Source organism: Pseudomonas sp. FEMGT703P (assembly GCF_002786345.1).
In the GTDB taxonomy this organism is placed as follows: Bacteria; Pseudomonadota; Gammaproteobacteria; order Pseudomonadales; family Pseudomonadaceae; genus Aquipseudomonas; species Aquipseudomonas peli.
The window spans coordinates 631,469-643,352 of the sequence record NZ_PGCM01000010.1 but is presented as its reverse complement, the minus strand read 5'-3'; the positions used below and the strand labels follow the sequence as shown (position 1 = coordinate 643,352).

The 11,884-nt window shown below is 57.3% G+C and carries 8 protein-coding genes; all 8 read left to right on the top strand.

All coding sequences use genetic code 11. The annotated features are described in order from the left end of the window. Positions 1 to 103 precede the first annotated feature (103 nt). The 8 genes from CUR33_RS16525 (at position 104) to moaA (ending at position 11,699) form a co-directional block, all read left to right on the top strand. Entirely contained in the window at positions 104 to 1,372 is a 1,269-nt protein-coding gene (locus CUR33_RS16525; RefSeq protein ID WP_090253927.1) for an MFS transporter, read from the top strand. Positions 1,373 to 1,400: 28 nt separating this feature from the next. Then, a complete protein-coding gene (locus CUR33_RS16520; protein ID WP_289240380.1) occupies positions 1,401 to 2,798 on the top strand; it encodes a NarK family nitrate/nitrite MFS transporter in 1,398 nt (465 codons plus the stop codon). A 67-nt stretch (positions 2,799 to 2,865) separates the two neighbouring features. Next, positions 2,866 to 6,636 (top strand): nitrate reductase subunit alpha, encoded by a 3,771-nt coding sequence (locus tag CUR33_RS16515; protein WP_090253925.1) that lies wholly within the window; start codon positions 2,866 to 2,868, stop codon positions 6,634 to 6,636. An 11-nt stretch (positions 6,637 to 6,647) separates the two neighbouring features. Then, positions 6,648 to 8,186 carry a nitrate reductase subunit beta gene (narH, locus tag CUR33_RS16510; protein WP_289240328.1) on the top strand — a complete coding sequence of 513 codons (1,539 nt, stop codon included), beginning with the start codon at positions 6,648 to 6,650 and terminating at the stop codon, positions 8,184 to 8,186. Positions 8,187 to 8,188: 2 nt separating this feature from the next. After that, entirely contained in the window at positions 8,189 to 8,944 is a 756-nt protein-coding gene (gene narJ, locus CUR33_RS16505) for a nitrate reductase molybdenum cofactor assembly chaperone (protein ID WP_289240327.1), read from the top strand. Beyond that, positions 8,937 to 9,632, top strand: a complete 696-nt coding sequence (gene narI / locus CUR33_RS16500) for a respiratory nitrate reductase subunit gamma (RefSeq protein WP_090253920.1) — start codon at positions 8,937 to 8,939, stop codon at positions 9,630 to 9,632. Before narJ ends, narI begins: the two co-directional genes overlap by 8 nt. 79 nt (positions 9,633 to 9,711) lie before the next feature. After that, on the top strand, positions 9,712 to 10,662 hold the full coding sequence (locus CUR33_RS16495; protein WP_090253918.1) for a peptidylprolyl isomerase: 951 nt from the start codon (positions 9,712 to 9,714) through the stop codon (positions 10,660 to 10,662). A gap of 44 nt (positions 10,663 to 10,706) precedes the next feature. Further along, a complete protein-coding gene (moaA, locus tag CUR33_RS16490; protein WP_090253917.1) occupies positions 10,707 to 11,699 on the top strand; it encodes a GTP 3',8-cyclase MoaA in 993 nt (330 codons plus the stop codon). Positions 11,700 to 11,884 lie beyond the last annotated feature (185 nt).

Sequence of the window (11,884 nt, the reverse complement as noted above, 5' to 3'; positions counted from 1 at the left end):
CGATGGTAGGCCTTGGAAGCGATGGGCTCCCTTGATCTAGGTCAATTATCTCCGGAGATACGAGATTAGCCTGCCCCCATGAACAGACATGCGGGGAGCGGTCATGGTAAGCCAGAAAGTACAGCAAGGTTTGGTGCTGGGCATGAGTACCACCGCATTCACCATCTGCTTCATGGTGTGGATGATGTTTGCTGTACTGGGGATACCCGTCAAAGAGCTATTACAGCTCAACGAAACTCAGTTCGGTTTGCTGGTCTCAACGCCGGTACTCACCGGGTCGCTGGTACGCCTACCGTTGGGCATGCTCACCGACCGCTTTGGTGGGCGCATTGTGTTCCTACTGCTGATGCTGGCATGCGTGCTGCCGATTTACTTGATCAGTGCTGCCACCCAGTACTGGCAGTTCCTAGTGCTGGGTCTGTTTGTCGGTCTGGCCGGTGGATCTTTCTCGGTGGGCATCGCATATGTCGCTAAGTGGTTCAGCAAGCAAACTCAAGGTACGGCTATGGGGGTGTTTGGTGCCGGTAATGCGGGTGCTGCGCTGACCAAATTTGTCGCACCAGCGATTATCGCTGCCAGCAGTTGGCAGATGGTTCCCAAAGTCTACTCGGCCATCATGTTTATCACGGCCGTGCTGTTCTGGTTCTTCACCTACGAGAACAAGAAGCACCGCATGCCCAGTTCGGTGTCGTTCGCCGAGCAGCTGAAAACCCTTAAAGATCCTCGGGTATGGCGCTACTGCCAGTACTACTCGATCGTGTTTGGCGGCTATGTCGCATTGGCCCTGTGGATGACCAAGTACTACGTCCAAGAGTACGAGTTCTCCCTGCAGAGCGCTGCGTTACTGGCCGCCTGTTTCTCCTTACCAGGTGGCCTGCTTCGCGCCATCGGTGGCTGGATGTCTGATAAGTGGAGCGCCCATAGCGTGACGTGGTGGGTGATGTGGGTGAGCTGGATCTGCCTGTTCATCCTTTCCTATCCACAAACCAGCCTGATCGTACAAACCGTCGATGGTCCGCAAAGCTTTCATCTAGGCCTAAACGCAACCGTGTTTACCGTGCTGCTATTCGTCATGGGTATCGCGTTCGCGTTCGGTAAGGCCTCAGTTTTCAAATACATCTCCGATGAGTTCCCTGATCGTATGGGTGCTGTGTCCGGCATCGTCGGTCTGGCCGGCGGCCTGGGTGGCTTTGTGCTGCCGATCATGTTTGGTGCGCTGGTAGATCTGACGGGCGTGCGTAGTTCCTGCTTCATGCTCATGTACGGCGTGGTCTGGGTTTCCCTGATCTGGATGTACTTCAGCGAAGTTCGCAGTACCCCGGTTATGGGCCATGGCTCTTCGAGCCCGATGGCTTCTGCTTCTGACGCTTAAGGAGACAGTTATGTCTGCAACCAAAAACATGACCAGCAATCTCCCTCCCCCCAAGGGGCCGGTGATTGAGGACTGGCAACCAGAAGACCCTCATTTTTGGGGCACGGTCGGTAAGTCTATTGCTAACCGCAATTTATGGATCTCGATCCCCGCGCTGTTGCTGGCGTTTGCCGTATGGATGGTCTGGAGCACGGTGATCGTGCGCCTTAACGCCATTGGTTTCGGCTTCAGCACGGATGAGCTGTTCTGGTTGGCGGCTCTGCCTGGGTTGTCCGGCGCAACGTTGCGGATTTTCTACTCGTTTATGGTGCCGATCTTCGGCGGGCGCCGCTGGACGGCGTTGAGCACTGCTTCACTGTTGGTCCCGGCCATCTGGATGGGTTTTGCCGTGCAGAACCCGGCGACGCCTTACAGCGTGTTCGTGATCATTGCCTTGCTCTGCGGATTTGGCGGCGGAAACTTTGCTTCGTCGATGTCCAACATCAGCTTCTTCTACCCTAAATCGCAGCAAGGCACCGCGCTGGGCTTGAATGCCGGCCTGGGTAATCTGGGCGTATCGGTGATGCAGTTTCTGGTGCCCCTGGTGATTGGTTTCAGCCTGTTTGGCGCTGCGGGAGGAGAGGCCCAAGAGTTAGCTGAAGGCGGCCAGTTGTGGCTGCAGAATGCAGGCTTCGTCTGGGTACCGCTGATTATCGCGGTGACAGTGGCTGCCTGGTTTGGCATGAACGATCTGAGCAGCGCTAACGCGTCCTTCTCTGAACAGGCGGTGATCTTCAAACGCAAGCACAACTGGTTGATGTGTTGGTTATACCTGGCCACCTTTGGTTCGTTCATCGGCTTTGCGGCCGCGTTTCCGCTGCTGATCAAACACTCATTCCCGGACGTTAATGCTCTGAAGTTTGCTTTCCTTGGGCCGTTTGTCGGTGCGCTTATGCGCCCGCTGGGCGGCTGGGTAGCGGACAAACTGGGCGGTGCACGGGTGACCTTGTGGAACTTCGTTCTGATGATTGCCGCTGTGTTCGGCGTTATTCACTTCTTGCCCCAGGACGGTGGCGCCGGGAGCTTCTACGGTTTCCTGACCATGTTCATGTTGCTGTTCGTCACCACCGGTATTGGTAACGGTTCGACCTTTCGCATGATTCCGGTAATTTTCCGCACCCTGCATGAAGGTTGGAGCGCAGGTAAAGGCGCCGCTGCTAAAGAGCTGGCCAGCAAGGCTGCCGGCAAAGAGTCTGCTGCGGTGCTGGGGTTCACCTCGGCGATTGGCGCCTTTGGTGCGTTCTTTATTCCTAAATCATTCGGTTCTTCCATCGCCCTGACCGGTGGTCCCGAAGTCGCTCTATATGTGTTCGTTGGCTACTACGTGAGTTGCATTCTGGTGACCTGGTGGTGGTACGCACGCAAGGGTGCCAAGACACCCTGCTGAGTCATTAACCGAATCTAAGAAATGACGAATGCAGGGTCGCCTGCATTCAGCCTGAGAGGAAGAAAAAATGAGCCACCTACTCGACCAGCTGCGCTTCTTTAATCGTAAGCAGGGTGAGTTCGCCGATGGTCACGGTGAGACCCGCAAGGAATCCCGTGATTGGGAGAACGTATACCGCTCACGCTGGCAGTACGACAAGATCGTGCGTTCCACCCACGGGGTGAACTGCACCGGTTCCTGCTCGTGGAAGATTTACGTGAAGAACGGCCTGATTACCTGGGAAACCCAGCAGACCGACTACCCGCGTACCCGTAACGACCTGCCCAACCACGAACCACGTGGCTGTCCACGAGGTGCCAGCTATAGCTGGTATATCTACAGCGCCAACCGTCTCAAGTACCCGAAAATCCGCAAGCCGTTGCTCAAATTGTGGCGTGAAGCGCGGCAGACCATGGCGCCGGTAGACGCCTGGGCCAGCATTGTTTCTGACCCGGTCAAGGCAGACTCATACAAGAGTAAGCGAGGCATGGGTGGCTTTATTCGTTCTAGCTGGGATGAAGTGAATGAAATTATCGCCGCCGCCAACGTTTACACCGTCAAAGAGTTCGGTCCAGACCGGGTGATTGGCTTCTCGCCGATCCCGGCGATGTCAATGGTCAGCTACGCTGCTGGCGCCCGTTACCTATCGTTGATAGGCGGTGCTTGCCTTAGTTTCTATGACTGGTATTGCGACCTGCCGCCGTCCTCGCCACAGGTGTGGGGCGAGCAGACCGACGTGCCGGAATCGGCCGACTGGTACAACTCCAACTACATCATCGCTTGGGGTTCTAACGTTCCGCAGACCCGTACCCCGGATGCGCACTTCTTTACTGAAGTTCGCTACAAGGGCACCAAAACTGTTTCGATCACCCCGGATTACTCCGAGGTGGCAAAACTCACCGACCTCTGGCTGAACCCCAAACAGGGCACCGATGCTGCCTTGGCGCAGGCGTTCAACCACGTGATCTTCAAAGAGTTCCACCTCGACAAGCCGAGTGCTTATTTCAAGGATTACGCCAAACGCTACACCGACTTACCGGTTTTGGTGTTGCTCAAGGATCATGCTGACGGCAGTTATCAGCCGGATCGCTTCCTGCGCGCGTCCGACCTGGCTGACAATCTCGGCCAAGAGAACAACCCTGAGTGGAAAACCATCGCCCTGGATACCAACAGTAATGAGTTGGTGTCGCCGCTGGGTTCGATCGGTTATCGCTGGGGCGAGAAGGGCAAGTGGAACATCCAGGCCCTGGAAGGAGGTACAGGCCGTGAGATTGATCTTCAGCTGAGCCTGATCGGCGAGGACGTGGCCGAAGTGGCTTTCCCGTATTTCGGCGGCCAAACTCACGAACATTTTCAGCACGTCGCGGGTGAGACAGTGCAACTGCGTCGCGTACCTGTGCGCAGCATCACCCTCGCTGACGGCAGCACCGCCAAAGTCGCTACCGTGTTCGACCTGTCTGCCGCCAACCTGGCAATTGATCGTGGTCTTGGCGGTGCTAACGTAGCCAAAGATTACGACGATGCTGATGTCCCAGGCACGCCGGCCTGGCAAGAGCAGATCACTGGCGTTAGTCGCGAAAAAGCCATCCAGATCGCCCGTGAATTCGCCGATAACGCCGACAAGACCAAAGGTCGCAGCATGATCATCGTCGGTGCGGCGATGAATCACTGGTACCACATGGACATGAACTACCGTGGCCTGATCAACATGCTTATGTTGTGTGGTTGCGTAGGGCAAACCGGTGGCGGCTGGGCGCATTATGTTGGTCAGGAAAAGCTACGTCCGCAGTGCGGTTGGTTGCCACTGGCCTTCGGCCTGGACTGGAGTCCGGCACCTCGGCAGATGAATGGTACCAGCTTCTTCTACAACCACAGTTCGCAGTGGCGGCACGAGAAGATGAGCATGCACGAGATTCTCTCGCCGCTGGCCGACAAGTCACAGTTCCCCGAACACGCACTGGACTACAACATCCGCGCCGAACGTGGCGGTTGGTTGCCGAGTGCTCCGCAGCTTAACCGCAACCCGCTGCAGATCACCCGTGACGCAGCTGCCGCCGGTATGTCGCCGGTAGATTACGTGACCAAGTCGCTGCAAGACGGCAGCCTGCGCTTCTCCTGTGAGCAGCCGGATAGCCCGGCCAACTTCCCTCGTAATATGTTCATCTGGCGTTCCAACCTGCTGGGCAGCTCGGGTAAGGGCCACGAGTACATGCTCAAGTACCTTCTGGGAACCAAGAACGGCGTGATGAACGAAGACCTTGGTAAGCGTGGCGGGGTCAAACCGACTGACGTTGAGTGGGTAGACGAGGGGGCAATCGGTAAGCTCGATCTGGTCACCACCTTGGACTTCCGCATGTCTTCCACCTGCGTGTACTCGGACATCGTCTTGCCGACGGCGACCTGGTACGAGAAGGACGACATGAACACCTCAGACATGCACCCGTTCATTCACCCACTGTCGGCGGCGATTGATCCTGCCTGGGAATCGCGTTCCGACTGGGAAATCTATAAGGGTATCGCCAAGCACTTCTCGAAAATGGCGGAAGGTCATCTGGGCGTTGAGCAGGACTTCGTCACCACGCCGTTGCTGCACGATACCCCAGGTGAACTGGCGCAGCCGTTTGGCGGCATGGACTGGAAAACTAAAGGAGTGGCCCCGATTCCGGGCCAGAACTGCCCGAACATGCGCGTTGTCGAACGCGACTACCCGAACGTGTACAAGAAATTCACGTCCCTCGGCCCGTTGCTGGATAAGAACGGCAACGGCGGTAAGGGCATCAACTGGAACACTCAGCATGAGGTCGATTTCCTTGGCGAGCTCAACTATAAGGTGCGCGAAGCGGGCGTGAGCCTAGGTCGGCCGAAGATCGATAGCGCCATCGATGCCTGCGAGGTAATTCTGTCCCTGGCCCCAGAAACCAACGGTCATGTGGCGGTTAAAGCGTGGGCGGCATTGTCTGAATTTACCGGTCTGGATCACAGCCACCTGGCAGTGCCTAAAGAGCACGAAGCGATTCGTTTCCGCGACATTCAGGCCCAGCCGCGCAAGATCATCTCCAGCCCGACCTGGTCTGGTCTGGAAGATGAACATGTTAGCTACAACGCCGGCTACACCAACGTTCATGAGTACATCCCGTGGCGCACTATCACCGGGCGTCAGCAGTTCTTCCAGGATCACCCGTGGATGCAGGCCTTCGGTGAGGAGATGATGAGCTACCGGCCACCGATCAACACCCGCACTATCGATTATGTGAAGGACAAACGCTCGAACGGTAATACAGAAATCGTCCTCAACTGGATTACTCCGCACCAGAAATGGGGTATCCACAGCACCTACACCGACAACTTGCTCATGCTCACCCTGAGCCGCGGTGGGCCGATTGTTTGGCTCTCGGAAACCGACGCGAAACGCGCCGGCATCGTGGACAACGACTGGGTCGAATGCTTCAACGCCAACGGTGCGCTAACTGCCCGTGCAGTGGTCAGCCAACGGGTTAAAGACGGAATGGTGATGATGTATCACGCTCAAGAGCGGATCGTGAACGTGCCTGGCTCGGAAACCACAAAGACCCGTGGTGGCCACCACAACTCGGTGACCCGCGTGGTACTCAAGCCGACCCACATGATTGGTGGCTACGCCCAGCAGTCTTACGGCTTTAACTATTACGGCACTGTTGGCTGCAACCGTGATGAGTTCGTTGTGGTGCGCAAGATGAGCAAGGTGGACTGGCTCGACGGCACCGATGTCGGCGGTCTGGGTGGCGACGCCCTGCCACAACCCCTGCCAAAAGACCTCTGAGGAGAGCTGAGATGAAAATTCGTTCACAGGTCGGCATGGTTCTAAACCTCGACAAATGCATCGGCTGCCACACATGCTCGATTACCTGTAAAAACGTCTGGACCAGCCGCGAAGGCATGGAATACGCCTGGTTTAACAACGTTGAAACCAAGCCTGGTATCGGCTACCCGAAAGAGTGGGAAAACCAGGACAAATGGAAAGGCGGCTGGGTGCGCAACAAGGATGGCTCGATCAACCCACGCATCGGCGGTAAGTTCCGCGTATTGGCGAACATCTTCGCCAACCCGGATCTACCGAGCATTGATGACTACTACGAACCATTTGATTTCGATTACCAGCACCTACACACCGCACCGCTAGGCCAGCATCAACCGGTCGCACGGCCGCGTTCGGTGCTGACAGGCAAGCGTATGGAGAAGATCGAGTGGGGCCCGAACTGGGAAGAGATCCTCGGCACCGAGTTCGCCAAACGTCGTAAGGACAAAAACTTCGACAAGATCCAGGCCGACATTTATGGCGAGTATGAAAATACTTTCATGATGTACCTGCCGCGTCTGTGCGAGCACTGCCTGAATCCGACCTGCGCGGCTGCGTGCCCGAGCGGGGCGATCTACAAGCGTGAAGAAGATGGCATCGTGCTGATCGACCAGGAGAAGTGCCGCGGCTGGCGCATGTGTATCAGCGGCTGCCCGTACAAGAAGATTTACTACAACTGGAAGAGTGGCAAATCCGAGAAGTGCATATTCTGCTACCCGCGCATCGAAGCCGGTATGCCGACTGTCTGTTCAGAAACCTGCGTTGGGCGTATCCGCTACCTCGGCGTATTGCTGTATGACGCAGACCGGATCGCCGAAGTGGCCAGTACGCCGAACGAGCAGGACCTGTACCAGAAACAGTTGGATATCTTCCTCGACCCTAATGACCCGGCCGTAATCAAGCAGGCACTTGCCGATGGTGTGCCGATGTCGGTGATCGAGTCGGCGCAGAAATCGCCGGTGTACAAACTGGCCGTGGACTGGAAGCTGGCCCTACCGCTGCACCCGGAATACCGCACGCTGCCGATGGTCTGGTACGTACCACCACTGTCGCCAATCCAAAATGCCGCCACTGCTGGCACCGTGGGCATGAACGGGGTGATCCCTGATGTCGACAGCCTGCGTATTCCGCTGCGTTATTTGGCCAATCTGCTTACCGCCGGTGACGAGCGTCCGGTCAAACTGGCGCTCAAGCGTTTGCTGGCGATGCGCGCCTACAAGCGTGCCGAACAGGTGGAGGGCGTCCAGGACCTGCAAGTACTCAAAGACGTGGGGCTGTCCGTGGCCCAGGTCGAAGATATGTACCGCTACCTGGCCATCGCCAACTACGAAGATCGCTTCGTGATTCCGTCCGCGCACCGCGAAGAGGCTATGAGCGATGCCTTCGCCGAGCGCTCCGGTTGTGGTTTCAGCTTCGGCAGCGGTTGCAGCGGCAGCTCTGACACCAACATGTTCGGGGCGAAAAAGGCCAACCAGCGCGACATCCTGAAAACCGTACAGTTGTGGGAGGACTGAGCATGCAAATTCTCAAGGTAATCTCGTTGTTGCTGGATTATCCGACCGAGCTATTGCTCGACGGCCGTGATGAACTGGTGGCGGCAATTTCCGCCAGCCGTGAAACCAGCCCGCAGCAACGCGCATCGCTGCATGAGTTACTGGCGCTGCTCTGCGACAACGACCTGATGGACGCCCAAGAGCACTACGGGGCTTTGTTTGGTCGCGGTCGTTCGTTGTCCCTGCTGATGTTTGAGCATGTGCATGGTGAGTCGCGTGATCGTGGCCAGGCCATGGTCGACCTTATGGCGCAGTACGAAGAGGCCGGTTTTGCCATCGGCGTCAAAGAGCTGCCGGATTACATCCCTCTCTATCTGGAGTACCTCTCCACCCGTGAAGACCTGGAGGCCCGAGAGGGCCTGGCTGATGTCGCACATTTGCTGGCGCTATTGGCAACCCGCCTGGAGGAGCGCGAAAGCGCTTACGCCGGCTGCTTCCGCGCGCTGCTGCAAATTGCCGGCGTGGAACCGCAGACGGCTATGGCCGAGGTGCGCGAGCAGGTCGCCGCCGAAGTACGCGACGACTCGTTGGAAGCCTTGGACAAGATCTGGGAAGAGGAGGCCGTCGACTTTATGCAGGCTGAGCAGCAGGACCGCTGCCCCAGTCAGACCACGCTGCCCGGCAAAGCCCGGGAGGAGTCCGCGGTACCGCTGCACTGGGTTGATTTCCAACAGGACGGGTTAGCCAGCGAGCTGCCCCAGGAGGCACGTCATGTCTAAGGTTGATCTGCTTTTGTTCGGGGTCTATCCCTACATTGCTCTGGCCATCTGTCTGCTTGGCAGCTGGGCGCGTTTCGATTTGTCGCAATACAGTTGGCGGGCCGGTTCCAGTCAGCTGATGAACCGCAATCCGGCTGAGCAGCGCTACATGCGCATTGCCAGCAACCTGTTCCACGTCGGAGTGTTGTTCGTGCTGGCCGGGCACTTTGTCGGCCTGCTTACTCCCGCCTCGGTCTATCACTATGCGATCAGCACCGAGAACAAGCAGCTTTTGGCGATGGTTTCTGGTGGCTTCTTCGGTGTGCTGTGCCTGATTGGTCTGCTGATGCTGCTCAAGCGTCGTCTTACCGACCCACGGGTACGCGCCAGTTCCAGCACCTCGGATATCCTCATCCTGGTGGTGCTGCTGGTGCAGCTGCTACTTGGCCTGGCCACTATTTTCGCCTCGGCCGAACATATGGACGGCTCGGTGATGGTGATGCTCGGTAACTGGGCACAAAGCGTGGTTCTGCTGCAACCGATACAGGCTGCTACAGCTATTGCTCCGGTGGGCCTTGTGTACAAGCTGCATGTTTTCCTCGGCCTGACTCTATTTGTGCTGTTTCCCTTCACCCGTCTAGTACACATCGTCAGCGCGCCGGTGTGGTACCTGGGTCGACGCTATCAAATAGTGCGGCAAAAAGGCTGAGTCTGCGGTTTCGGCCGGTTATCTAAATCATCTGTTGTGCGGGGCACGCTGTGCCCTGTTCTAAGCGAGGAGTACCGTCATGGCGTGTGGATGCGGTGGTGGAAATGGGGGCGGGGGGTGCGCTGGTGGGCAAGAGCCTGTTCTGGCGCCAGTTGAATTGCCTACTGTGCAGGAGTTTATTCCGCCGGTGCGCGAGGCCGACAATCAAGCGGCCAGCGAGGCACCGGAGCTGATCGCCTCAAGTGAGCAAGAGTGGCCTCGAATCAAAGTCAATGGTATCGGCCTGGCGGTTGAGAATATTGCTCAAGAGCTTCAGTACCATCCGGCTGATACTCGCCAAGAAGCGGTATTTCTGGCTAGCCAGGCGTTGGTAATTCGTGAGCTGTTGACCCAGCGTATAAACGCCCTAGGCCTCAAGGTACAGCCTATTGATGGCGAAAGCCGCGAAGAAGCGGCTATTAGCGAACTAATTAAGCGCGAAGTGGTGCTGCCCAGCGCAGATCCTAAAGCGTGCCGGCAGTATTACGAAAATAACCGGGAACGCTTTGCCAGCGCGCCGTTGTTGGCAGCGCGGCATATCCTGCTGGCCTGCGCTGCAGATGATGTAGAAGGGCGCTCGCTGGCTAATGAGCAGGCGCATACTTTACTCGCGCAATTGCAGGCTGATGCCAGCCTTTTTGGCGAGTTAGTGCAAGCTCATTCAGCATGTCCTTCCAAGGCTCAAGGTGGCGCGCTTGGACAGATCAGCCAGGGGCAAACGGTCCCCGAGTTTGAGCGACAGCTGTTTCGCCTACCGGAAGGCTTGGCCGGTCGGCCACTAGAAAGCCGCTACGGTTTTCATCTGGTATGGGTGGACCAGCGTATCGAGGGCAAGCAGTTGCCTTTCGAAGTGGTAGAGGGCTCCATCCGCGCTGAGCTGGATCAACGCGTCTGGCAGGTAGCTGTGGTTCAGTACATCAAAGGCCTGATCGGTGCCGCAGACATCCAGGGCATCGTGTTGGAAGGCGCGGATTCGCCTCTGTTGCAGTAATCAGCGGCCAGGTCGCTAAGGCCAGGCGCATTGAGGAGCGTGAGATGGAAAGCAGTCTGCAGGATGGTTTTGGCCGTCACATCGATTACCTTCGCATGTCGGTGACCGATCGCTGTGATTTTCGCTGTGTCTATTGCATGGCTGAAGACATGACCTTTCTGCCGCGCCAACAAGTGCTGGGCCTGGAAGAGTTGTATCGCCTGGCGGCGTTGTTCGTACGCAACGGGGTGAAGAAAATTCGCCTCACCGGCGGCGAGCCGCTGGTGCGCAAGGGCATCATTGGTCTGTGCGAGCAGATTGCCGTGTTGCCGGGTTTGCGCGAACTGGTGATGACCACCAACGGCTCGCAACTGAGCAAGATGGCACAACCGCTGGCTAATGCGGGGGTCAAGCGGCTGAATATTAGTCTCGATAGCCTACGCGTCGAGCGCTTTCGCGCCATCACTCGCACAGGCGAATTGACGCAGGTGTTGTCTGGCATCAACGCCGCCAGTACGGCAGGTTTCGAGCGGATCAAGCTCAATACCGTGGTGATGCAGGGCCGGAACGCCGATGAGGTAGTTGAACTGGTGGATTACGCCGTCAACCGCGGGTTGGACATCAGTTTTATTGAAGAAATGCCGCTGGGTGAAGTGGGGCGCTCCCGTGGCGAGAGTTTCTGTTCCAGTGACTGGGTGCGCGAGCAAATTGCCGAGCGCTACAGCTTGGTCGATAGCGCCGAGCAAAGCGGTGGGCCGGCACGCTATGTGCGGCTAAAAGATTTTCCCGATAGTCGGATTGGCTTTATCTCGCCGCACAGCCACAACTTCTGCAGCACCTGCAACCGCGTGCGGCTCACAGTTGAAGGGCGTCTGTTGCTGTGCCTGGGCCACGAAAACTCGATCGATCTGCGCGCGCTGCTGCGCCGTTATCCGGAAACCGACACCCCATTGCTGAACGCCATCAATGCCGGTCTGGCGAGCAAACCGCTACGCCATGAGTTCAGCGTGGGTGGTGAGGTGCAGGTGCTGCGCTTTATGAACGCCAGCGGCGGATAACCCGATTTTACCCTCCTCGACCTGCTTTGCAGGTCGCTTGCCACGTGCGGATCTAACGGTCGGCCGTGGCTTTTTTGTTTAATTTCCCCTGTGGCTTTTCACACGCACTTTGCAGCCGTGACTCTCATCACAGAGGCTTTTCTGTGGTTCTTGACCGTGGTCAAGTTATAACCCGGCTTCGCGAG

Bases quoted from the DNA above. Each gene is read 5' to 3' on its own strand.
- CUR33_RS16525 (WP_090253927.1), top strand. From the start codon at position 104: ATGGTAAGCCAGAAAGTACAGCAAGGTTTGGTGCTGGGCATGAGTACC.
- CUR33_RS16520 (WP_289240380.1), top strand. From the start codon at position 1,401: ATGACCAGCAATCTCCCTCCCCCCAAGGGGCCGGTGATTGAGGACTGG.
- CUR33_RS16515 (WP_090253925.1), top strand. From the start codon at position 2,866: ATGAGCCACCTACTCGACCAGCTGCGCTTCTTTAATCGTAAGCAGGGT.
- narH (WP_289240328.1), top strand. From the start codon at position 6,648: ATGAAAATTCGTTCACAGGTCGGCATGGTTCTAAACCTCGACAAATGC.
- narJ (WP_289240327.1), top strand. From the start codon at position 8,189: ATGCAAATTCTCAAGGTAATCTCGTTGTTGCTGGATTATCCGACCGAG.
- narI (WP_090253920.1), top strand. From the start codon at position 8,937: ATGTCTAAGGTTGATCTGCTTTTGTTCGGGGTCTATCCCTACATTGCT.
- CUR33_RS16495 (WP_090253918.1), top strand. From the start codon at position 9,712: ATGGCGTGTGGATGCGGTGGTGGAAATGGGGGCGGGGGGTGCGCTGGT.
- moaA (WP_090253917.1), top strand. From the start codon at position 10,707: ATGGAAAGCAGTCTGCAGGATGGTTTTGGCCGTCACATCGATTACCTT.